Below are 23,200 nucleotides of genomic sequence, written 5' to 3'. Positions count from 1 at the left end.
TTGTATTCGCCTTACACCAGGGTTAAGTCCGGTAACAAGGTGATTGCTTTAAGCAGTTCAATCGTCTTGCCCATCCCCACTTGCAGATTTTTTTCTATTTCCGCCATGGTAATTTCGCCTTCGACGATACCCGCGCCCCAGTTGGCAACCACCGATATGTTGGCGTAATTAAGCGCTAATTCGCGTGCTAATGCTGCTTCCGGCATACCGGTCATGCCTACCAAGTCGCAACCGTCTTGAGCCATGCGTTTGATTTCGGCGATGGTTTCCAGACGTGGGCCTTGGGTGCAGCCATAAGTGCCGGTTTCAGTGATTGCGATACCGCCATTATGAGCCCCTTGAATAATGCGTTTACGTAACTGAGGGGAATAGGGTTCTGTAAAATCGATATGGGTAACCTGTTCCAGATCATCGGCAAAAAACGTGTGCTCGCGGCCATAGCTGTAATCGATAAGCTGATCCGGGATGGCAATATGCCCCGGCGCCATCAGCGCACCGATACCGCCCACGGCGGCAACCGCGATAATGTCGGTAACGCCCAGTTGTTTCAAGCCCCAGATATTTGCCCGGTAATTGATTTTATGCGGCGGAATACGATGCGGATCGCCATGCCGGGCCAGAAATATCAGACGTTTGCCATTTATCTCGCCAAACACATAATTTGCCGACGGACTGCCGAAGGGCGTATCCAGGCTTTGTTGGCCGGTGATGGTTAAACCGTTGATTTGGGTTAAGCCGGTGCCGCCTATGATTGCCAATATCATAAAATATCCTTGCAAGCATATATGCCCGCCGCATTTCTAAGATAACCTTTGTAATCCATGCCGTAGCCGAATAGATAATAGTTGGCAACTTGCAGGCCGACGAAATCCGCACGAATGGGCTTTTCGCAGCCTAAATCCTTATCGAGTAAAACCGCGCTGTAAATTTCAGATGCTCCTTGTTGCGCGCACCAGTCCACGATGGCTTTTAGGGTATGACCTTCGTCGAGGATGTCGTCCACAATCAACACGGAACGGTCTTGCAAGGGGGTGGTGGGTTTGAATAGCCATTGAATTTCATCGCCGGTGGTTTGATTGCGGTAACGACTGGCCTGAATGCTATCCAGCGTCAACGGAAAATCCAGGCGTGGCAACAGTTTGCCGGTAGCGATGATGCCGCCGTTGATCACGCACAATACCAGCGGGTTTTTATTGGCCAGTTGCTGGTTAATGTCGTCTGCCAGTTTGTCCAAAGCCGTCTCCACGGCTTGTTCATCATGCAGCAAAATAGCATTTTGTTTGACTTGATTGATTTCGTTAAGCATGTGTTTCGGTTAATTGTAAAATTTGGGCAGCGGCCTGTTGCCACTTTGCGGATTTAAGCAAATTTGCGCGATCAATTTTGGGACGGCCGCGCATGGCTTGCAGGCGGCGTTCCCGATCGCTGTTTTGCGTGACGGGCAGCTTGTCCAGCACGTGTTCGGCGGCGCTGGGGTTATTACAGACCAGCAACATATCGCAACCGGCTTGTTGGGCCAGTTGAGCGCGATCCAGGAAGTCGCCGACACCTGCGGCCCCCTCCATGCTCAAATCGTCACTGAATATGGCGCCATCGAACCCCAGTTCTTTGCGCAGAATGTATTGCAGCCAGATTTTGGAAAAACCGGCGGGCATGTCGTCAACTTGGGTGTACACCACGTGCGCCGGCATGATGGCTTCCAGGCCCTGCTCGATCAAGGCTTGAAACGGCAACAAGTCCCGCGCTCGAATCTCCGCCAAAGGGCGAGGGTCGACCGGCAGGGCCAGATGCGAATCCGCCGCCACCGCACCGTGGCCGGGAAAGTGTTTCCCCGTGGCGGCCATGCCGGCTAGGCGCATACCTTTTACAAATGCAGCCGCCAATAGCGCTGCTTGTTCCGGTTCCAGGGCAAAAGTACGATCGCCGATAATTTCGCTGATGCCGCAATCAACATCCAGCACCGGCGCAAAACTAAAATCCACATCGACCGACAGCACTTCGGCCGCCATCAACCAGCCGGCGGTTTCAGCCAATTCGGGTTTTTCAGCATAACGGATAGCCGGCGGTAAACGGGTAAAGCCACTTCTAAAGCGTTGTACCCGTCCACCTTCCTGGTCGACAGACACCAAAATATCGCCTTTGCGGGCCGCCCGGATGGTTTTAACCAAGGCTTTAATTTGCTCGGGGTTGTCGTAATTCCGGGCGAATAAAATCAACGCTCCGGTATTGGGGTGATTGATCTTTTCCTTATCCAAAGCGGACAGGTCGTGGCCTTCCAGGTCTATCATGACCGGGCCTATAGGGAGAGCTCTCATGGCGATAATCGTTAAAAATGGAATATACTGCTAAGCAGTTAGCCCTGACATTATATGAGGAAACACTATGCAAAACGTTATTTTATTGGCCGTCCTGATGTTGTTGCCCATGCTGGGTTTTGCCGGAGACGATAAAGCCGAAGAGGAAGGCCCGGTCATCGAATACGTCGACATGAAACCTAAATTTACCGTCAATCTGGCAGAGCCGAAAAAATACTTATTGGTGAACGTGCAATTATTGGTTGAAGGGGCGGAGACCGTGGAAAAGGTCAAAAAACATCTGCCCATGCTGCGTCATGAATTGATCATGATGATGAGCGGTATGCATGTAGCCGATTTGCAAACCATGGAGCAACGCGAAGCCTTACGGGCAAAAACCAAGGAACTCATTGCCGCCTCACTGGGTAAGGTGGAAAACAGCGAGGGGTTTAAAGACGTATTTTTCTCGGAGTTTTTGGTTAATTAACGGCGGATTTTCCTCAGGTTAAAATACGCTTTCCGAACTAGCGCATGGCGCAAATTGTCGGCCGCAGCCGGGCTTTAGCATGTATTGTGAACAGTAGGTATCTTAGCGCCCGTATCCGGTTAGGATGCTCAAGGCCTTGTAAATCGCCTGCGCTTGGCGATCAATAGCTGAACGTCGCCTGTGGATCATGCGGACTGCAAGCTATGTCGGCAAGAGGTTGATTGCTCATTCCTAAGGCTTTTTGGTCCGCAAAACCTGTTACCCGATCAAGACACTCGGTTGTAGCGAATATTTCCGTATTCTGGCTTTCGTGCTAGACACTTGCCAACCTCAACAGGGATTGGCTAATCAGGGCGGATTTCCCTGCTTCCTCAGTGCAACCATAAATAACGCTAATTTAGCTTGCTGACTAACCATATGCTCCTGCCGATACGAACTGCGTTCTTCCTTCATGCAAAGCAAAAGCTGATTCAATGCCCCGGCCAGCCTTTGTTCATTCGCTAAGCGTTCCAAATAAGCCAGCGCTCCGCTTTGTAAATCGAACCCCTCGCAATTGGCCAGCCGGCTTTGTAAACAGGTGCGCCAGGCTTTTTGTTCCGGTCCCAGCCAATAATCCACATACGGCATGGTCAAGGCGATTTCCAGACCCTTCGGGTCCATATCACTGAAGACGATGACGGTTTTGTCACTGCCGAAACGTTCGACAAACTCGCGGCAGGCCTGAGCCTTGGCGCCGCTTTTGTGATCGCCGCGATAAACCCACAGGGCTTGTGAGTCAGTTAGTGGCAGTTGCCAGTCGTGGCACAAGGCCATGATGGCCAGGTTTTCGATGACGACGAGGGTCTGGTGCTCGATTGTCTGAATACTGGAATTCAGGCAAAGCAGGCCGGCTGATGTCAGGCGTTGCGGATGCAGCTGTATTTGTTCGCCGTTGACGCGGAGGATGCCGTCGGCGCTGTTCAACAATAGATGGTCGTCGCTTGCCGGCTTGGCCGCCAGTTTTTCATTGGCGTGGTATTGGGCCATTTCCAGCCGGCTGTCCGGTAATTGTTCGGTGAATGGGTCCAGGCCCAGTTCGTCCTTGATCCGCTGGCGCAGGCGGCGTTTGTCTTCGGCACCGAACATCAATCGATTGTTGCGAATATGGCCGCAGTGATAATGTTCCAACACTTGCCGGCCCAATTGGCTGATGGGGCGACTGCTGGCTTGCTCCGGTTTGTGTTTGACAAGTGCGCTGATCCATTGGTACATCTTTCTGTCCATATCAAGCCACCCGCTGCAACAGGATTTCTTCTATGATCTGGTTGCCGTCGAAGCCGGGCAGAATTTCGCCTTGCATGTCCAGGGTGAAGGCACGACGCATGCGTTGCGGCAAACAGCAATATTGGGCGAATACTATGTCTAGCCACAGCTCGGCTTTGATCTCCAAGCCTTGTTCGCTCCAATAGTGTAAGGCCGAAGTCTTGCGGCCTTGTTGCTCCAGGGCCCGCGCAAACAGGTTTTCGACATGGCTTTCGTACAGGTCTTGCTGGTATTCGCTCTGGCTCGGAATTCGGGTATCCAGCGGCGATGCGGTACTGTCCCTGGCCAGCGGAGCGACGGGTTTTGCCTGGCGTCGCAGTTCCTGGACGATGGCGGCCAGATCGGCCTGTAAAACCGGATTGTTGGGGTTGATGCCCGGCTGCAGCGTCAGGCCTGTGCCGCGCTGCAATAGCTTAGGGGTATCGGCTTCCGCACTCCAGTCCAGCGGATCCCATTCCGGATGCTGGCGTAAAAACTGCGCCATCGCCCGGCAGCGGTTGGCGGTTTGTTCCTGCAGCCGCAATTTGAACAGCAACTCCTTCATGCGGCCGACGATGCCGGTCAAGCGTTCGACGATGCTTTTATATTGATCGATGAAGCGGATGATTTTCCGGCTCAGCTCCGGCAAAATCGTGCTCCAGCTCAACCATTCGTAGCAATCGGTTATTCTGATGTGATTCAGTTCCCGCACCAGTTGCTGGGCATAGCTCAGTGCGCGCTGGTTCTGCCTGATCTTGCTGTTCAGCGAGCCGACGAAGCCAAATTGGCTGGTGATGGCCGCAAACATCACGCTCAGGCTGTTTTCCAAGGCTTCGGTCGCTTCGTACAGCGTATCGTCGATCTGCTCCAGATGATATTGGGCCTCGTCCTGGTTGTTCTGATCCAGCGCTTGGCGGTAGTCTTCGATGTCCTCCTCGACGCTGAGTATCATCTTGGCCATGTTGATGTTTTGCTGGTAGCGCTGGTTACGCAGCAGCAGGCGGTCGATCAGGCGTTTGATGTCTCCGGTCAGACGGTATTCGCCCGAGACATCGGCGATGCGCAACATGCCGGATTTCTTCAGACTGTCGATCGCGGCACGGTTTTCGTCGTCGGCAAACAGCGTGCCGTTGATATAGGTTTGCGCCAACAGTTGATCGGCGCCGGCCAGCTTGCGGATCAGGCCGGCAATTTGCTCGTGGTCGAAACTCATAAAAACAGTTCCTGCTGTTCGCCATCCTCGCCGCCGGCGGTGTGTCGGTCCAGATCCAGGCTTTCGGCGTCGTTCAAAAAGGCGATGACGCGATGCAGATAATTGATCTTACCGGTGGCGATGTACACCGAGGCATGCGGATTGGGCCGCGCCAGATAGCCGGTTTGTTCCAGTTTTTGCAGCACCCAGGCCAATTGCTCGGTGATGGCGGTCTTGCTGGTCTTGAACAGCGTCAACTGGGTCAGCCGGTTCAGTTGTTCGGACAAGGACGGCTCGTGCTCGATGGCCTGCAACAACCGATGCAGGCGAATTTCGTCGCGGGCCCGGATCGGCATGTCCTGGCCCAGCGCCGTCATCACCATGTCCATCCATTCCACCACCGGTCGCAGTTGTGAACGAATTTCCGCAAAGGCCTCCTTGATCGCGCCGCGATTGCTGTCGTCGACCAGCGTGTAGGCGGCGTAATATAGTTCGCCGTCCAGATTGTGTAATTCCCGGTCCAGCGGTTTTAAGAGGTTGTTGATCTTGTCGGCGTTGTGCGTTTGCGACAAATACTCGAAGGCGTCGGGGTAGGCCGTCGGACAAATGAAATGGCCGCTGAGCAGTGCTTCGGCTACTGGCTTAAACATGCTCTGCCTCCTGCTGAGTTTGTGCATTCAACAGTTGTTCCAGCTTGCTTTGCGGCAGTTCCACCTCGTGTAGCTTTTGCTGGTTTAGCAGATAGCGGCGCTTGAACAAGCCCAGTACGTGGCGGTCTGCGGTCGGGGTGGCCGACAGAATCTGAATATTTTGCTTGTCCAGCATATTCATCATGGCCTCGATGTTTTCCGGTGCCAGGTCGCCCAGTTCGTCGATAGGCCAACAAACCACGGTTGGATTTTGCTTGCGCAGCATGGACGTAACACCGGTAAAAAAAGTGATCAAGGCCAGATAAGATAGGCCGGTGGAGCTGACGTCCTTCAGTTCCCTGGCGTTGCGGGCGTGTTTGAGCTGGCCGTTTTCGTTGACGTTGAATTCGATATCGAACAAGGCTAAATGCTTGATCTTGACGCCGGTGGCCGGCAGCAGCGCGGTCAGTTCGCCCATGGCTTGCACCAAGGCGTCCGGGATGTCCTGTTGTCCACTCAAATCGGCATTGTCGCGATATTGGCCATAGTGGTCACCGAATTTCTTCAGGGCTTGCCAGTAATCCAGGTCGCTCATTTTGGAACGCACGTTGACGCTGATCTCGCCCAGCGCGGCAAAATATTGTTCCTCGCTGACATATTTAGACAGCTCGGCACCTGTACTTTTAATCGCGCGATCGAAGTTATGCAAATGCAGATAAAAGGTGTTGACGCTGGAGGCGTGCAATTCGATTTGTTGAGCGGTGGCCTGTTTGACGTGGCCGACCATCTGTAACACGTCGATCAAGGGTTGCTCGATTTCCAGCGCCTCGGCCTGAAAAAACTCGCTGCGGCTGGCGGCAGAACTCAAAGCCTGCGACCAGGCTTCTGCCAACTGGCTACGTTGATGTTTGTTGAACAACTGCACCAGGGCTTGCTTGCCGCCACGAATATCAAGCTCCTGGCGTTTGCGTTCCTTGATGCTGTCCTGGGTCAGGCGCGGCAGCGTACCGGCGGCGTATTCCGGCAAACCCTCCGCGCAGACCGGCGGGCAGTTGCGTAATTGTTCCAGGCATTGTTCCAGTTGCACCAACAGGCTGTTGTTTTTCTTGCGCTCTTCTTCTTGCGATGCAATCTGTTGATTCAACTGTGTGCGTTGGCGTTGGAAGTCCTGTTTCAGCCGGCTAATTTCGTCGCTTAATTGCTGGATATTGCGCTGGCAGTCGTCGCGCTGCCGGCTGAGTTCCGGATGCTGTTGCCAGCGTTTTTGCAGCCAGTCTCGATATTCCTCGGCTTTGCGCTGATAGGTGCGGGCTTCTTTTTCCTGTGCTTCTGCTTTTTCGAGATCTTTGGTCCGGTTGAGGATGATGGTGTCGTCGGCGCCGCTGTCTTTCAGATCGCTTTTCAAGCGTTGTTTGATACGGCTTTGTTCCAGCTTGAAATGCTCGCTGTCGGTTTGGGTTTGCTGACTGATGGTTGCCAGCAGATTCTCCAGATCCGATTCGATGATGCCTTTACGGGCCAGATGTTCGTTGCCAAGATTTTGTAAGGCTTGCCGGTGCTCGGTTGCAATGTTGGCCAGGGTTTTGTCGCAGGTTTCGATATCGGCGGATAAGCGCTTGATGTCCTGTTCCAGCTGTTGGCGGGCTTTTTCGGTTTCGGCTTTGATCTGGTCTGCTAGCGTAGCGGCCTCGCTGCGCAGGTTTTGCTCCTGTCTCTCGGCTTGTTGCACACGTTGCTGGGTTTTGTCGAGTGACGATTTAGCTTGCTCGCGTAGTTTGTTGGCGGCTTGCAGACTGGCTTCCAGGCCGTCGCATTCCTTGCCGAGCTGGGTTACGCGCTCGAACAAGGATTTTTCCTCCTGTTCCAGGCGGGCCTTGTCGGCAGTCAGGTCGCTGCGGTCTGTCAACGCTTCCAGGTTCAGGCCTAGGCCGTAAAAATCCTGGCTAGTCTGGCCGCTCCATTGCGGCTCGAGACCGCTATGATCCAGTAATTCCGGTGCGATAACCCGGCCTATGTTGTGTTGCCAGCCTTCGACTTCCTGCTCTAAATAATATTGCAGCGAGCCAGGGTCCGGCTGCAGACGTTTTTGGCATTCGGCATGCTGGTGTTGACTGCGTTTGAGTTCGGCTTTTTTATCCTTGAGTGCCTGTTCGGTCTGTTGGTAGTGGTTCAGTCTGCTTTGGTGATCGGTTTGCGCTTCGGCCTGGGCTTGATAAGCCTGTTTGCTGTCATTGCCGGCGGTTTCCAAAGCCTCTCGGTTTTTGTGCTGATCAGCCAGCAAGACATCTGGAATCGGCGGATTTTTTAACGCGTTTTGCTTGATCTGAAATGCGGTTGAAAATTCCGTGCGCTGTTCTTTTAAGGGTTGCAGACGTGCTTCCTTGTCCTGCAGCAGCTGGTCTTTGCGTTGCTGATTTTCGCTGTCGGCATCGCGTAGACTTTGGCTTTGTTGCAGTTTCGCATCGGAAGCTTGTTGTTGGTAGAGCTGGAGTTGTTTTTCGTGTCTGTGCTGCAACTCACTGAGTTGCTTTTCGTAAAAGCGGGTGATTTCCTGGGTCTTGTGTTCCAGCGCATCCAGCTCGGCCTGTATATCCTGTTGCTGCTTGGCGTATTGCTCGGCTAAAGAGGCTTTGAAAGCAAAGCTTTCGGCATCCTGCTCTTCAAAGGCCAGTTTCTGCGTTTCCAGGGCTTCGATCTGGTAATTTAGCTCTTTCAGGTGGCTATTGGCTGCCATCAGGGCATCGTCTTTGGGTTCCAACTGTTTTTGGTGGGCTTGTTGCAGTTGCCCGCGTTGTCGGGTCAAATCCTGCAGACTGTTTTCCAGTGTTTCGCTTTGCTGCTGTCCGCTTTTGTGTTTGTCGCGGGCTTGAAAGTGCAGATGAGACAAAGATTTCAGGGTTTGCTTCAGCTCGGCTAGGGTGTGCAGCAATTGGTCGAAATCGGCGCGTTTGGCCTCGATTTCGCGGGATGCGCTCAAATCGGCCAGCCAGGTATCGATGTGTTGCTTGTTGAGTTGAAACGGCTGTTGCTCGTCTTCGTTTTGCAAAAAACTCTGGCTGAGTTTGCCGCGAGAGATGTCGATCAGCATCTGCTTAATGACGTCGAAATCGCCGATTTTCTCGATCACCGAACCGATGACTTTTTCGATGTGATTCATGGGGGTGGCGGCCATCGCGTAACGTTTTTGCAAAGTACGCAGGTCTTTTTTGCCGCCGCTTAGCTGATGGCACTGGATGATGCTGCAGTAATCGTCGACGGCAAAGAATTTGGAGGCCTCCGCCGTAGTCCGATACAAGCGTTCTATGCTTTGGCTGTCGCGCGGGTAGCCGGTTTCGGCAATATAAAACTCCTGCTGGTACGGCGCGTCTATGAACTTGTATTTGGCGGCGCGACCGTCGCTTTGCACCATCACATGGCAAATCTGTTGATACGGGCGCTGGTATTCATAAATCAGAAAACTACTGGCGCGCGGCAGGTAGTAATCCAGAAAGCCCTTTTTGCTGCCGCTGCCGCCGACGATATTGCTGGGCCGCTCGCCCCAGAATAACTGCATCAAGCGCAAAAAAGTGGTCTTGCCTGCGCCGTTGGTGCCGCTGAGGTTGGTGTGGCCGTCCAGCTTCAGTAATACGGTTTTGCCGGACCAAAAGCTGTCTATCAGAATGATTTTCCGCAGGCGGTAGGTGTGGAGCATCTTATTCCTTAAAGTGTGGCTAGGGCGGCTTAAGCGTATAGCGATGCAACTGCTTGTAAGATGGGTATCCGCCAAACCGGAGCGCTATTATAATTCAATGTCTTTAAGCTTTCTTGGCGTTGCATCAGGCCGATTTCCTTGCTGCGGTACAAATCGATTGGCGCCGATATCCATAACGGCGCTGCTTCGTTTCAGGCAAACCGCATAGCCGGTTTTGACTTATACGGGCAATTGTTTGGAAGCGGCAAAGTCTTGTAATTGCATTAATAGCTGTTTATCGGTTTCCGGTTTACCTTGCAATGATTGTAGATAGTCGTTAAACCAAGCCAAATTACAGCTGCTTTCAGGATTAAACAATCTGTCGCAGCAAAACTGTTGCCAACGCGGACTTTCATCCTGATTCAGCGTGTGCGGATAATTGCGGCCGCGATAACGAAACAGCATCTCGGGCAGGCGGGCATCGTCGAAATCGGCGCGAAAGTTCGCCAATTTTTCAGGGGGCGTTTGCCTGATTTTTTGCATGGCATTCTTGTCTTTATGGCTGAAAAATCCGCCGCTATAAATCATCAGGTCCGGATCGTTCGGGGTGTCGGCATATTCGCGAGTAAAAACCGTTGCCAGTTTTTGTTCTAACAGCTTGCCCGCCGCCGATTTGATGCGTTGAAGATTTAATCGGCATTGGTCTAAATCAAGTTCCAGGCGTTGCGCATCGTCTTGCCTTATCACCGTCAGGGGCGCCAGAACCGGACTTTTATTGATGTGTACCGTTTTCAGCGGGATGCGTTCCACATGTTCCGGTAAGTCATCATTAGCGACAAAAACCCTTTGTTGAATCTGTTCGGCACTCAGCTCCAATAATGGCCTGGGGTCGACGGAGAGGTCGTACACGATAATTTCATTGCTGTTACGCGGATGCGCATAGAGCGGCACGACTATGGACAGACAATTTTTGCGGGCCGGAAAGCGTCCGGACACATGTGCTAGCGGTGTAAAGCTACCCAACTGCAGTAAATTGAGCACGGCCGGTTTATGCCGATTGTTATATAGATAATCGTACAGTTTGGGTTGCTTTTGCCTGATCAGGCGGGCGAGGGCGATGGTGGCGTAAACGTCGGATAAGGCATCATGAGCAGCCTGATGGGCTATACCGTTAGCTTGGGTCAGCACCTCCAAACGAAAACTGGCTATGCCGTCGTCATTCACCGGCCAGTTGATGCCATCCGGCCGCAGGGCTCGGGCGGCGCGGGCGACGTCGATCAAATCCCAACGCGAATTGCCGTTTTGCCATTCCCTGGCGTAGGGGTCGTAAAAATTACGATATAACAGGTTGCGGGTCACTTCATCATCGAAACGAATACTGTTGTAACCGATGCCGCAAGTGCCGGCTTGCGATAATTGGTCATGAATAATACCGATAAATTCGGCTTCGCAAACGCCTTTTTCGGTGGCCAATTGCGGCGTGATGCCGGTAATCAGGCAAGCTTCGGGATTCGGCAGATAATCTGTGGCCGTTTTGCAATACAGCATCAGCGGTTCGCCGATGAGGTTAAAATCCTGGTCGGTTCTAATGCCGGCAAACTGGCAGGCGCGATCACGCTGCGGGTCGGTGCCGAATGTTTCGTAATCGTGCCAATAATAAGTGTTTTCTGTCATCGTTAGGCTGCGTAAGTATTGAAAATAGTCGGGAAATCGTCGGGAAATATGCCGCAACTGAACTATTGCGGCTACTCGATCCGGGAATTTATTTTATAATCGCATGTTCAATTTTATGTGACCACCATTAGGAACGTGTTATGAAAAAAACCTCGCTACTTATTTCAGCTGCCTTATTGATGTTTACCGGTATGGTTAACGCCCATGGCCCGGTCAGAGGAAAAATGACCGCCAGCATTACCATCGATGCTCCAGCCGCTAAAATCTGGGACGTGATTAAAAATTACGATGATATGTCTTGGCACCCCAGCATCAAAAGTGTCAAAGGTGATGGCGGCAACAAAAAAGGTTCTGTCCGCACACTGACGTTGGTTAACGGCGGCACCATTACCGAAGAACTGAAATCGCACGATGACAGCAAAATGGCCTACAAATACAAAATTACCGATATGAGCTCAACCGGCACCATTAAACATGCCGGCCAAGATGAAGAAATTCCTGTTTTGCCGGTTGGCAACTACGCGGCCGAAATTTCGGTTGAAGACAAAGGCGGTAAAGCCGAGGTTGAATGGGTTGCGACGTATTACCGCGCCTATGTCAACAACAACCCACCGGAGGAACTGAATGAAGAAGCCGCCGATAAAGCGGTTACAGCAGTATTAACTACCGGCCTCGAGGCGTTGGCTAAAAAAGTTGCGCCAAGCGGTAAAGCTGAAGTTAAAATCGAAATGAAACGCTAAATTTTGCTGTATTGGGTTTCCATCAGCCGATGGAAACCGCTTTTACGTCTGCCCCTGAGTGACCATGTCTAAACAATCGATTGCTGTTATCGCGTTTCTCTTGGCTCTTGCAAATGCTGTTAATGCAGGACCGCACGCTTTTATTACCAATCAACTGGATAATACGGTTTCAGTAATCGATACCGATTTGCAGCAAGTTGTCGATACGATCAGGGTTACCGGTAAACCAGCCGGTGTGGCCGTTAATCCGGTCAAAAAACAAATTTACATCAGCACCCCCGAGGGGGGCGGCTTTGCCGTGATGGACAGTAAAACCTTTAAGGTGTTACGGACGGTCAGAGTGGGTGGAGCGTCCTTGGGCATTGCCGTGGACAAGGCCGGCGAACAAGTGTTTGTCGCCGACTGGTACGAGCATTCCGTAACTGTTTTTGATACCAAAAACTTTGAACAAACCGCCGTGATTAGTGTAGGCAAATCGCCTTCCGGCATGACGGTCAGTCCGGACAACAAATGGCTTTACGTCGCCAACCGGGTTGATGATTCGGTCTCTCAGATTGATCTGAAGAAGCTCAGCATTAGAAATACCACCAAAGTGGGCGCTCACCCGTTTGGGATTGTAGTTGATAGTAAAGGCAAGCGGCTTTATACCGCGAACGTGGAAAGCGACAACGTGACTGTATTGGACACCCGCAGAATGAAAAGGGTGGCGACCCTGAAAGTCGGTGCCAGGCCTTATGCGGTGACGTTAGCCATGCGCGACAGTTTGTTATTTGTCACCAATCAGGATGACAGCACGGTGTCCGCCATCGATACGGCCAGCTTGAAAACCGTGGCTGTGATTGATGTAGGCGATAAGCCCGAAGGCATTAGCACCCATCCCGACGGCCGTTTTGTTTATGTTGCCAACTGGTTTGATAACAGTGTCTCTGTGATTGATGCCAAAACGCTTGAGATGGTGTATACCATCAATACAGGGGAGGGCAGTCGCGCCTTCGGCGAGTTTATCAGCCCCTGATTGCTTATGGTACACTGCGCGGCGAATTAATCACTTTGAGAATACGATGGCAGAAACTGTAGAAGAATTAACGATCCGCTACGAAGATGGCGGCATTGAAACCGTCAAGGAACTGGATAAAAAGGTCTTAAGCAAGGGTGCCTGGGCAACGGTCATTTACCGCTATCAGGACTGGGAGCCCAGCAAGGAACAATATAGTCAGGACAGATTCAGTATTCGCCGTTATCAAAAGCGTAACGGCGAATACCAGCAAAAATCCAAATTCAATATTTCCAGCGAAAAACAAGCTCAGGAAATAATTGAGGCCTTACAAGGTTGGCTGGCTGATAAATAGATCGAAACCGAGGGGAGCAGGGTAAAGATCCTGCTTGTCCCGTATCATTCCACCCATTCGTAAATTTCGGTCAATAGCGGATCGCATTTGCAACAACTGGTGCTGCAACTGATGCCGACTGGCGATATCCGCACCTTGCCTTTACTGATCCATTTTCCCAGCATGCCGCGCAATGCGTTGGCATCGACATGAAAATGCAATACCAAATCGTTCAGCGTGACCCGGCGTTTCTCTTGTAGATAATTACGCAAATCAGACAGAATCATGACACTACTCCAGTATGTTGGCGAACACCATAAAAACGCAACAGCGATATTATGCTGACGAACATCAGTATTAATAAGGCAAACCAGAAGCTGGCGGTGGCGGGATGCTCGGCAAATGTCATACCTTGATAAAACAGCGTTGCAGTCAGGTAGGCTAGAAAGGTGGTCCAACTCACCACGAATAGTGTCCAGCCGGGACTGGTTTCTTTATAAATAGCCGCGGTGGCCGCCACGCAGGGGGCATAAAGTAAAATAAACAATAAATAGGCAAAGGCGCCCACTTGGCCATCAAATTGATTTTGCATGACGCCGAAAGTGGCTATTTTAACTTCCTGTTGCTCGGCCGCCGCAGTCACATCATTGACATTGGCAATGCCCAATCCCAGCGGATCCAGTAATCTGTCGGCTATTTCAGCCAAATTATCGGGAACGGTCCGGCAGGCCGCCAACAACGCCTGCTGCAAGTCGAAGGCTTGTTCATCCGCTTGCTCGGCGTCAGCCGCCATTTGACTGTATAGCGCATCCAAGGTACCGACAACGGCTTCTTTGGCCAGCACTCCGGTAAAAATGCCGACGGTTGCCGGCCAGTTGTCTTCATGGATACCCATGGGTTGGAATACCGGTGTTAACACTCGGCCTATCTGGCTCAGTACCGATTTTTCGCTGTTCTCCTGCCCGAAACTACCGTCCGTACCCAATGAATTGAGTATATTGAGTACCAAGACCATCGGCACGATTACTTTGCCGGCGTTAAAAATAAAGGTTTTCAGCCTGTCCCAGGTTTTGATGTAAATGCCGCGCAGGGTGGGCAGGTGATAAGTGGGTAGTTCCATCAAGAACGGGGTAGGTTCGCCTTGCAACAAGGTGTGCCGCATAATCAGACCGGTGAAGACCGCCACCAGTATGCCGAACAGATAAAGACCGAAAACCAGGTTTTGGCCGCCAACCGGAAAAAAGGCCGCCGCAAATAAGGCGTAAACCGGCAAACGAGCGCCGCAGGACATAAACGGATTCATCAGGTTGGTTAATATCCGGTCACGTTGATTATCCAGGGTACGCGTCGCAATGATGGCCGGTACGTTACAGCCGAAACCCACAATCATTGGCACAAAGGATTTACCGGGCAGACCAATTATGCACATGAAGCGATCCATGACAAATGCCGCCCTGGACATATAGCCTGAATCTTCCAGCGCCGATAAAAAGATGAAAAGAAATCCTACGATCGGGATAAATGTAGCAACAACTTGAATGCCGCCGCCGATGCCGTTACTGATTAAAACCACTAGCCAATCGGGCCAGCTCATGGCAGAAAGGAGGTTGCTTACCCCATCGACCAGCAAAGCACCTACAGCCTGATCAAAAAAGTCGACAAAGGCGCTGCCAATATTAATGGTGAACATGAACATGGCATACATGACCAGCAAGAAAACCGGTATGCCGAGAAAACGGTTTAACACCACTGCATCGATTTGTTCGGTGGTATGACGGGACACTTCATTGAGTTTGCAAACTGATGCCTTTACCAGCCGATTCACCAAGCCATAGCGGGCATCCGCGGCCAGAATATCGATTTCATCGTCCGTTTGTGTTTCTATGGTTTGGCGTAATGTTTCGGCGCTTGCTTGCAAATGCGGACCCGCCAGTTGTTTGGCCAAGGTGTCATTTTCTAATAGGCGCAAGGCCAGCCAGCGCAAATCATACTGATCTTTATGAGCAGCTAATTCAAGCTCCAATTCAGCGGCCGCTTATTCTATTGCCGCATGATAGGTAACGGTTAAATCGGGAACAGTTGGGTTATGGCAGGCGTAATAAATAGTTTCGCGCAGCTCCTTTAAACCTTGCCCAGTAGCGGCAACAACCGCGACAACAGCACATGACATTTGTGCGGACAACGCGTCGAGATCAATTTTAATACCGCGCTTTTTAACGGCATCCATCATATTCAAGACAATAATCATCGGCACACGCATCTCAATCAGTTGCGAGGTTAGATAAAGATTGCGTTCTATATTTGAGGCATCAATTATATTGATGATCAGATTGGCTTGCCGGGAGGCAACATAATCGCGGGCAACTTTTTCATCCAGGGACACGCTGTCATCGTCGGCTTCTAAGGAATAGGTACCAGGTAAGTCGACGACCACAATGCGTTCGCCTTGAAATTGGTATTCACCGGTTTTTTTCTCGACAGTGACCCCCGGCCAATTGCCGACATGCTGCCGGGAACCTGTTAACGCATTAAACAGCGTGGTTTTTCCGCAATTGGGATTACCGACGACGCCGACAGTAAAAGCATAACTCATAGCTTTTCTATCATTAAAACCGAGGCTTCGTTTTTACGTAAAGATAACGAAAAACCGCGTAGTTTGATTTCCACCGGATCACCCATGGGTGCGAAGCGGGTGATGGTGAACTCAGTTCCCGGCGTTAATCCCATCGCCAGCAATTTTTTCCGATAAGCACTGCCAGCCTGATCAAAACCCACGATACGACCAGAATCGCCGGTCGCCAGCATCTTTAATGAAGTCATCATATGCGGCCTGTAGCTAAAAGGGTATTAATAATGGTTCTCATTAAAGGTAAATATAACACATCAGCATTAGGTGATATAAATATTTATTCAATTTAACATAATATACATTATGCGAAGTAAGTGGGCTGGGCTTGTGGCGTACGTTCTAGTTTCTGAGTGCCTTCGATCATCCCAACCTCGGTTTTCCTGTTCTAGGTTGGTTGGGATCGGGAAAATCAAATGACGCGGGAAAACTGCTGCTGCTTTTGCGCCAGATATTTGTCGAACACCATGCAAATGTTTCGAATCAACAAACGGCCCGCCGGCTGAACTTTTATACCAGTATCATCCAAACGGATTAGACCGTCGTTTTGCATGGTTTCAAGATGATTCAATTCGGCGGTAAAATAATCCGCAAACATGATATTGAATTGCTGTTCGATTTTGCTGAAGGTTAAATCGAAATGGCAAATCAATTGCGTGATAACGGCACGGCGTACATTATCGTCGGCATCGAGCTCCACGCCCCTAAACACCGGCAAGCGGCCTGCCGAAATGGCCTGCTGGTATTGCTCCAGTTCCTTGTGGTTTTGCATATAGGCATCGCCGACCCGGCCGATGGAGGTCACCCCAAACCCCACCAAATCACAATCGGAATGGCTTGAATAGCCTTGAAAATTGCGGTACAGCTTACCTTCGCGCTGGGCTACCGCCAGTTCGTCGTCCGGTTTGGCGAAATGATCCATACCGATATAAACATAGCCGGCATCGGTTAGTTTCTGGCCGACCATTTGCAATATTTCCAGTTTTACCGCGGGGCTGGGCAAATCGGCCTCATTGATTTGGCGTTGGGTTTTAAAGCGGCTGGGCATGTGCGCGTAATTGAAGATCGAAAAGCGATCCGGCGCATACGTCAAAACTTGCTCCAGGGTTCTGGCAAAAGTCTGTTCGGTTTGCAACGGCAAGCCGTAGATCAAATCGATATTGGTGGAACGGAAGCCTTCCTTGCGCGCGGACTCCAGTACGGCAAAGGTTTGCTCTTTGCTTTGTAAGCGGTTGACGGCTTTTTGCACCTCGGGATCGAAGTCCTGCAAGCCCAGGCTGATACGGTTGAAACCCAGTTCACGCAGCTGGGCGATGGTTTTGTCGTCGGTTTCGCGCGGATCGACCTCAATGGAATATTCGCCGCTATCGTCATCGTGTAAATTGAAGTACTCGCGGGTTGCGTCCATCAACCGTTTCATTTGTTCGTAACTTAAAAAAGTCGGTGTACCACCCCCCCAGTGCAGCTGATTCACTTTGCGATGTTTATCGATCAACGCACCTTGCATGGCGATTTCCTTACATAAATTATCCAGGTACGGTGCTGAATGGGCGCGGTTTTTGGTGATTATTTTGTTGCAAGCGCAGTAAAAACACACCGTGTCGCAAAATGGGATATGGAAGTACAGCGACAACGGCCCGCCGACCGCATTGGACTTGCTTAGTTGCTGACGATATTCCGCTTCGCCGAAACCCTCGTGTAATTCCAACGCGGTGGGATACGAGGTGTAACGGGGGCCGGCTTTGTCGTAGCGACTGATCAGATGCAGGTCAAATTTGATTGATTGATCCATTATTTAACTTCTTGGTTAATTAATACGCTAGCCACTTGCTGAGCAAATGGCTGGGAGAGTTCCGTGCTGCCAATCAGGTCTCCGGGCTGAGACATGGCTTGCCCCGATTGCGACACCCGCGCAACGATTCTGAGTTGCTGATATTGGCCTAAATGCGTGCTGGCTTGCATTGCCATACTATCGTTCAAAACCAGCTTTAGCGGTAAATCCGCTAACTGCTTACGCACGATGGCCAACGGCATTTTGGGGCCAGTTACGGCTTGGGCATATATAAACACGGTGCTGTTGGCGGCTAACTTGGTTTTTAAGGCGGGATCGATATCGACCGCCACCTGAATATCCATACCGGCTACGGCAGCGGTATTTTTGGCCAGCTCCGCGTCCAAGGCAACCAGCATTTGCTGTACTTGCTGCAACGATTCAGAATCCGCCGGCAGCAAGGATGCCAGTTTTTCCCAATATTGCTTGGCCAGCTTAAAGTCGCCTTGTTCGGCTTTTGCCACCCCGCCTAACCATAAGGCGGTAGCGTTATCAGGTTGTTTTTCTAAAACTTCGCCGATCAACTGCGCCGGTTCGCCCGTCATCCGACCGCCGCGCGACATGGCCAGATTATTGGCATACTGTAATTGCACGTCGGTATCGTCCGGCAGGCTGTTGTGTAGCTTGGCATATACCTCGGCGGCCTGCTGATATTGCTGCAAATAGCTATAGGAACGGCCCAGCACTTTCCAGCCTTCGATATCGTCCGGTTGTTGTTGCAAGCGTTGCTCCAATTTGCCTATCATTTGCGCAATATTTTCCGCCGCTTTGCTTTCATTGGCCTGCAGTTCCGCCTTACTCAAGGCATTGGTGTCGCCCAGAAGCAAATAAATCAACAGACTTAGGCAAGGAATTAACACGGCCAGCATCGGAATAACCCACCTGCCCTGTTGATTCGAAGGCTGTGCGTTAATGGCCGCCTCTATATCGTCATTCAATATCAATTGCAGTTCGGTATATTGCTCATTAAATTGAGTTTGAGTCAGAACACCTTCCCGTAACTGTTGTTCTAGTTCCGCCAAACGCTGACGGGCGATGTTAATATTGCGTTGTTGATGCTCGTCATCAACCGGCAATTGTTTTTTCAATAATGCCGGCACCAGCATTGCCAGTGCCGCTAAAATCAGGCCGGCAACAATTAACCAAAATAGCGTATTCAATCCTCTTCACCTTGTTGCAATAATTCGTTGAGCCTGGTTTGTTGCTGGCTATTCAAAGCCGTTTGTGCCGCTGCCTTTTTGTGCCGGGTCAGCAACACAACCGTCACAATGCCTATCAATAAAAATGCGATAGGTCCCAGCCATAACAAACCGGTTTTCATAGTTAAGGCCGGTCGGTACATGACAAAATCGCCATAGCGCCGGGTCATAAAGTCCACTACGTCTTGTTGCGATTTACCCTGCTGCAGCATGTCGTAAACCTGTTGGCGTAAATCCTTGGCTAAGTCGGCATTCGAATCGGCGATGGTTTGGTTTTGACATACCAGACAACGCAGCTCGGAGATCAGGGTTTGGTAGGCCTGCTCTTTATTCGGGTCCTCGAACGGATGGTATTCGACCACCGCCCACCCCGGCAGGGCCAGCAGGCATAAAACCAAGGTTATAACTTTGTTCATGCCGGTTCCTGGTTCAATGTTTGCAATAATGGCAGGAAAATTCGCTCAATGTCGCCGGGTTCCACCGGACCGGTATGTTTGTAGCGAATCACGCCGCGTTTGTCGACCACAAAGGTTTCCGGTACGCCGTACACCCCGTAATCTATACCGACTCTGCCGTCGGCATCCATGATACTGGTGTCATAAGGATTACCCAATTGTTGCAGCCATTGACCGGCGGCTTGGGCTTGGTCTTTATAATTCAGGCCGACGATGGTCGCCCGTTTAAGTTTGGCTAATTCCAATAACAATGGATGTTCCTGACGGCAGGAAACACACCAGGACGCCCACACATTCAACAGCCATACCCTGCCCTTCAAATCCTGTTGGGATAAGGTTTTCTCGGGTGTTGCCAGGATCGGTAACGAAAAGGCCGGTGCCGGTTTGTCAATTAAAGGCGAAGGAATATCTTTGGGGTTCAACCGCAGGCCCACCGCCAGAAACACAGCCAGCATTACAAACAAAAGCAGCGGCAATAAGAATTTCAGTTTAAGCATGCGCGGCCACCGCTTTTTTGTTGAGCATTCGATAGCGTCTATCCATGGCGCCCAACAAACCGCCTACCGCCATAAATACACCGCCCATCCAGATCCAGCGAATAAAAGATTTATAATACACGCGCAGACTCCAAGCACCTTCTTCGCCCAAGGGTTCGCCGATCGCCACGAACAAATCACGGAACAGGCCTGCATCGATTGCGGCTTCGGTCATGGGCATGGTTTGCACACGGTAGACGCGTTTTTGCGGGGACAATTCAGCCACGGTTTCTCCGTTATGCGTTACTGTCAGATAGCCTTGCTCGGCCCGGTAGTTGGGGCCATCCGTCTGCTTGACGCCATTAAAGCTAAAGATATAACCGGACATGTCCAGCGTATCGCCGGGCGCCATGCGCACATCGCGTTCTATGCTGTACACGGAGGTCATGGTAATGCCGACCACGAATACCGCAATGCCGATATGCGCCACGGTCATACCGTAGAAACCGGCTGGGATTTGTATTAAGCGTTCGAATGACCAGCTTTGCAGGCGTTGCTTGAAAGCAAACGCCGTGACCGCCAATGTCCACAGGGCCAGGCTTAAGCCCAATACCGCGGCCCAGGAATAAAAAGGCATCAACAATGGCAAAGCAGTGGCAATGATCACACAGACCAAAGCCATCAACCATACCTGTTTGCCCACCGCTCGGAGATCGTCGCGCTTCCAATGCAGCAACATGCCAAAACCCACCACAATGGCTAAAGGTGCCATTAACGGGATAAATACAGCATTGAAATACGGCGGACCGACCGATAATTTACCCAAGCCCAAGGCATCGATCACTAATGGATACAAGGTACCTAATAAAATGCTGGCCGCGGTTACTACCAGTAACACATTGTTGATTAACAACACCGATTCTCGCGACACCAATTCGAAACTGGCGCTGCTTTTCACTTGCGGCGCCCGAATCGCATACAGTAATAACGAGCCGCCCACCACTACGGCTAAAAATACCAGAATAAATACCCCGCGAGCCGGGTCGCTGGCAAAAGCATGCACCGAGGTCAACACGCCGGAACGCACCAAAAACGTTCCCAGCAAACTTAAGGAAAAAGCAAATATCGCCAATAACACGGTCCAGGTTTTAAATACCCCGCGTTTTTCGGTGGCGGCCAGCGAATGAATCAAAGCGGTGCCGACCAGCCAGGGCATGAAGGAGGCGTTCTCAACCGGGTCCCAGAACCACCAGCCGCCCCAACCCAATTCGTAATAAGCCCACCAACTGCCCAAGGTAATACCGATGGTTAGAAACATCCAGGCTACGCTTGTCCAGGGCCGCGACCAGCGCGCCCAGGCGGCATCCAGTTTGCCTTCGATCAAGGCGGCGATCGAAAAGGCGAACGCCACGGAAAAACCCACGTATCCCATGTATAGCATGGGTGGATGAATAGCTAGACCGGGGTCTTGCAATAACGGATTCAAATCCCGCCCTTCGGCGGGAGCCGGAAACAGGCGAGCAAACGGGTTGGAGGTAAACAGTAAAAACAGGATAAAACCGACGCTGACCAACCCCATTACACCCAAAACCCTGGCAAGAGTGGCATCGGGTATGTGCTTGCTGAACAGGGCCACCAGCCCGGTCCAGATCGATAAAGTTAAGGCCCACAATAATAAAGAACCTTCATGCGCGCCCCAAACACCGGATACCAGATAAATAAACGGTAAACCGGTATTGGAGTTCTGGGCAATATAGGCTACCGAAAAATCGTGCACGATACAGCTATAGGTCAAACAGCCGTATGCAAGCGCCATGAAAAATAATTGCCCGAATGCCGCGGGTTTGGCGACATGCACCCAACCGGCGATGCCTTTTGCAGCACCAATCATTGGCAAAATGCCCTGCACGATGGCCATGCACAAGGCCAAAATCAATGCAAAGTGGCCGATTTCTGGAATCATTTGGCCTCCGCGGCTTTTTTAAGACTATCCGCCACTTCCGGCGGCATGTAGTTTTCATCATGTTTGGCCAGCACTTCTTCTGCGACGAAGACACCGCGATCATCCAGACGCCCCTTGGCGACGATGCCCTGCCCTTCCCTGAATAAATCCGGCAGAATGCCGCTGTATTCCACGGTAACTTCCTTGCTGAAATCGCTAAGTTTGAAGCGCACCAACAGATCGGCAGCGGGCCGTTCCACGCTACCCTTGACGACCATCCCGCCCAATCTAATTAGTGTATCTGCAGGCGCTTTACCTTCCGCCACATCGGTGGTCGAGAAAAAATACATGAGATTTTCGTTAAAGGCTTTCAGGGCGAATGTCGCCGCCAAGCCGATACCGGCCAGCATCAAGCCGATTAACATCAATCGTTGTTTACGGTGTGGTTTCATCATTGCGTGCGTTTTTGCTTAAGGGTTAACTGTCTAAGTAATTGTTTGCGTAGCACGATAGGTGCGAACAGGTTCCATAGCAACACTGCGGTCGTGATGCCATAGGAGGTCCAAACATAAAAGGCATAGCCGCCCATCGCAAAAAAACTCTCCAAATTCATGCTTTGTGCTCCAGCAGGTTTTTAACCCATTGCGCGGAAGGTTCGCGTCTGATTAATTCCAGTTTAGCGGCTTGCAACACCGCTATGGCGTAATACACTTTAAACGCCACCGCCATCAGCAGTAGCGGAATCAACATACTGATATGGATGGACGGCTTGTCCATTTTACTGACCGTCGGCCCCTGATGCAGAGTATTCCACCACTCCACCGAATAATGAATGATGGGAATATTCACTACACCCACCAGCGCCAAAATCGATACCGCCCGCGCCGCGCTGCGTTTGTCTTCAATCGCGCCGTAAAGACTGGTGACACCCAGATACAAAAACAGCAGAATAAGTTCCGAAGTCAGGCGCGCATCCCAAACCCACCAGGTGCCCCACATGGGTTTACCCCATAAAGAACCTGTCACCAAGGCCACGAAGGTAAAGCCGGCGCCGATCGGCGCGCTGCTAATCAACATCACTTCCGCCAACTTCATGCGCCAGACCAGCGCAATGCCGCCCATCACGGCCATCATTACGTATATGAATAAAGACATCCAGGCTGCGGGCACGTGAATGTAAATGATCCGGTAACTGTCACCTTGCTGATAATCGGCTGGCGCCATCACCAAACCGCCGTATAAGCCCGGTATCAGTAACAGTAAAAATAGTGCCGTCAGCCACGGCATCAACTTATCAGCCAGTGCATAAAAATGCGGCGGCGAAGCTGTACGGTGAAAGAAACGGCTGATGGGTGCGGGAATAAAAGACATAGGCG

The 23,200-nt window shown here is 51.3% G+C and carries 22 protein-coding genes and 1 pseudogene; 4 read left to right on the top strand and 19 right to left on the bottom strand.

What is annotated here, in order from left to right; all coding sequences use genetic code 11:
- Positions 1-11: 11 nt before the first annotated feature.
- From M0R33_RS12445 to nagZ, 3 genes are read right to left on the bottom strand one after another with little or no spacing between them, the layout of a single operon-like run.
- A complete protein-coding gene (locus tag M0R33_RS12445) occupies positions 12-764 on the bottom strand; it encodes an S-methyl-5'-thioinosine phosphorylase (RefSeq protein WP_292569378.1) in 753 nt (250 codons plus the stop codon).
- Positions 761-1,306, bottom strand: a complete 546-nt coding sequence (locus tag M0R33_RS12440; RefSeq protein WP_292569375.1) for a hypoxanthine-guanine phosphoribosyltransferase — start codon at positions 1,304-1,306, stop codon at positions 761-763. Before M0R33_RS12440 ends, M0R33_RS12445 begins: the two co-directional genes overlap by 4 nt.
- Positions 1,299-2,315, bottom strand: a complete 1,017-nt coding sequence (gene nagZ / locus M0R33_RS12435) for a beta-N-acetylhexosaminidase (protein WP_292569372.1) — start codon at positions 2,313-2,315, stop codon at positions 1,299-1,301. The genes M0R33_RS12440 and nagZ overlap by 8 nt, the downstream gene beginning before the upstream one ends.
- 67 nt (positions 2,316-2,382) lie before the next feature.
- On the opposite strand from nagZ, the gene M0R33_RS12430 reads away from it, so the two are divergent.
- Complete coding sequence (locus M0R33_RS12430; RefSeq protein ID WP_292569369.1) at positions 2,383-2,781, top strand: flagellar basal body-associated FliL family protein; 399 nt, start codon at positions 2,383-2,385, stop codon at positions 2,779-2,781.
- Positions 2,782-3,129: 348 nt separating this feature from the next.
- Here the strand turns inward: M0R33_RS12430 and M0R33_RS12425 are convergent, their stop codons facing one another.
- From M0R33_RS12425 to sbcB, 5 genes are all read right to left on the bottom strand, one after another.
- On the bottom strand, positions 3,130-4,044 hold the full coding sequence (locus tag M0R33_RS12425; RefSeq protein WP_292569366.1) for a hypothetical protein: 915 nt from the start codon (positions 4,042-4,044) through the stop codon (positions 3,130-3,132).
- A 1-nt stretch (position 4,045) separates the two neighbouring features.
- The gene (locus M0R33_RS12420; protein WP_292569363.1) at positions 4,046-5,275 is read right to left on the bottom strand and encodes a hypothetical protein; all 1,230 of its coding nucleotides are present in this window, start codon (positions 5,273-5,275) and stop codon (positions 4,046-4,048) included.
- On the bottom strand, positions 5,272-5,904 hold the full coding sequence (locus tag M0R33_RS12415; protein WP_292569361.1) for a hypothetical protein: 633 nt from the start codon (positions 5,902-5,904) through the stop codon (positions 5,272-5,274). The genes M0R33_RS12420 and M0R33_RS12415 overlap by 4 nt, the downstream gene beginning before the upstream one ends.
- On the bottom strand, positions 5,897-9,574 hold the full coding sequence (locus tag M0R33_RS12410; RefSeq protein WP_292569358.1) for an ATP-binding protein: 3,678 nt from the start codon (positions 9,572-9,574) through the stop codon (positions 5,897-5,899). The genes M0R33_RS12415 and M0R33_RS12410 overlap by 8 nt, the downstream gene beginning before the upstream one ends.
- A 219-nt stretch (positions 9,575-9,793) precedes the next feature.
- Positions 9,794-11,227, bottom strand: a complete 1,434-nt coding sequence (gene sbcB / locus M0R33_RS12405; RefSeq protein ID WP_292569355.1) for an exodeoxyribonuclease I — start codon at positions 11,225-11,227, stop codon at positions 9,794-9,796.
- 140 nt (positions 11,228-11,367) lie between these two features.
- On the opposite strand from sbcB, the gene M0R33_RS12400 reads away from it, so the two are divergent.
- The 3 genes from M0R33_RS12400 (at position 11,368) to M0R33_RS12390 (ending at position 13,316) form a co-directional block, all read left to right on the top strand.
- Entirely contained in the window at positions 11,368-11,967 is a 600-nt protein-coding gene (locus M0R33_RS12400) for an SRPBCC family protein (RefSeq protein WP_292569352.1), read from the top strand.
- 64 nt (positions 11,968-12,031) lie between these two features.
- Positions 12,032-12,982: a YncE family protein gene (locus M0R33_RS12395; RefSeq protein ID WP_292569349.1), complete on the top strand. Its 951-nt coding sequence runs from the start codon at positions 12,032-12,034 to the stop codon at positions 12,980-12,982.
- 46 nt (positions 12,983-13,028) lie between these two features.
- Positions 13,029-13,316 carry a hypothetical protein gene (locus M0R33_RS12390; protein ID WP_292569346.1) on the top strand — a complete coding sequence of 96 codons (288 nt, stop codon included), beginning with the start codon at positions 13,029-13,031 and terminating at the stop codon, positions 13,314-13,316.
- Positions 13,317-13,360: 44 nt separating this feature from the next.
- Here the strand turns inward: M0R33_RS12390 and M0R33_RS12385 are convergent, their stop codons facing one another.
- From M0R33_RS12385 to M0R33_RS12335, 11 genes and pseudogenes are all read right to left on the bottom strand, one after another.
- Positions 13,361-13,582, bottom strand: a complete 222-nt coding sequence (locus M0R33_RS12385; protein ID WP_292569343.1) for a FeoC-like transcriptional regulator — start codon at positions 13,580-13,582, stop codon at positions 13,361-13,363.
- A pseudogene (gene feoB, locus M0R33_RS12380) lies at positions 13,579-15,888 on the bottom strand (Fe(2+) transporter permease subunit FeoB). The gene M0R33_RS12385 and the pseudogene feoB overlap by 4 nt, the downstream one beginning before the upstream one ends.
- Positions 15,885-16,118, bottom strand: coding sequence for a FeoA family protein (locus M0R33_RS12375; RefSeq protein WP_013818970.1), 234 nt, complete (start codon positions 16,116-16,118; stop codon positions 15,885-15,887). The pseudogene feoB and the gene M0R33_RS12375 overlap by 4 nt, the downstream one beginning before the upstream one ends.
- Before the next feature lie 215 nt (positions 16,119-16,333).
- The gene (gene hemN / locus M0R33_RS12370) at positions 16,334-17,713 is read right to left on the bottom strand and encodes an oxygen-independent coproporphyrinogen III oxidase (RefSeq protein ID WP_292569337.1); all 1,380 of its coding nucleotides are present in this window, start codon (positions 17,711-17,713) and stop codon (positions 16,334-16,336) included.
- A complete protein-coding gene (gene ccmI / locus M0R33_RS12365) occupies positions 17,713-18,912 on the bottom strand; it encodes a c-type cytochrome biogenesis protein CcmI (RefSeq protein WP_292569333.1) in 1,200 nt (399 codons plus the stop codon). The genes hemN and ccmI overlap by 1 nt, the downstream gene beginning before the upstream one ends.
- Complete coding sequence (locus tag M0R33_RS12360) at positions 18,909-19,367, bottom strand: cytochrome c-type biogenesis protein (RefSeq protein WP_292569330.1); 459 nt, start codon at positions 19,365-19,367, stop codon at positions 18,909-18,911. Before M0R33_RS12360 ends, ccmI begins: the two co-directional genes overlap by 4 nt.
- On the bottom strand, positions 19,364-19,903 hold the full coding sequence (locus M0R33_RS12355) for a DsbE family thiol:disulfide interchange protein (RefSeq protein WP_292569327.1): 540 nt from the start codon (positions 19,901-19,903) through the stop codon (positions 19,364-19,366). Before M0R33_RS12355 ends, M0R33_RS12360 begins: the two co-directional genes overlap by 4 nt.
- Complete coding sequence (locus M0R33_RS12350) at positions 19,896-21,845, bottom strand: heme lyase CcmF/NrfE family subunit (protein WP_292569324.1); 1,950 nt, start codon at positions 21,843-21,845, stop codon at positions 19,896-19,898. The genes M0R33_RS12355 and M0R33_RS12350 overlap by 8 nt, the downstream gene beginning before the upstream one ends.
- Positions 21,842-22,279 (bottom strand): cytochrome c maturation protein CcmE, encoded by a 438-nt coding sequence (ccmE, locus tag M0R33_RS12345; RefSeq protein ID WP_292569321.1) that lies wholly within the window; start codon positions 22,277-22,279, stop codon positions 21,842-21,844. The genes M0R33_RS12350 and ccmE overlap by 4 nt, the downstream gene beginning before the upstream one ends.
- Entirely contained in the window at positions 22,276-22,437 is a 162-nt protein-coding gene (gene ccmD, locus M0R33_RS12340) for a heme exporter protein CcmD (RefSeq protein ID WP_292569318.1), read from the bottom strand. Before ccmD ends, ccmE begins: the two co-directional genes overlap by 4 nt.
- Complete coding sequence (locus tag M0R33_RS12335; protein ID WP_292569314.1) at positions 22,434-23,195, bottom strand: heme ABC transporter permease; 762 nt, start codon at positions 23,193-23,195, stop codon at positions 22,434-22,436. Before M0R33_RS12335 ends, ccmD begins: the two co-directional genes overlap by 4 nt.
- Between the last annotated feature and the right edge of the window lie 5 nt (positions 23,196-23,200).

Source organism: Methylomonas sp., assembly GCF_023228165.1.
Taxonomy (GTDB): domain Bacteria; phylum Pseudomonadota; class Gammaproteobacteria; order Methylococcales; family Methylomonadaceae; genus Methylomonas.
Note: the sequence above shows the minus strand (reverse complement) of the source record. Positions and strands in the feature narration are given on the sequence as shown.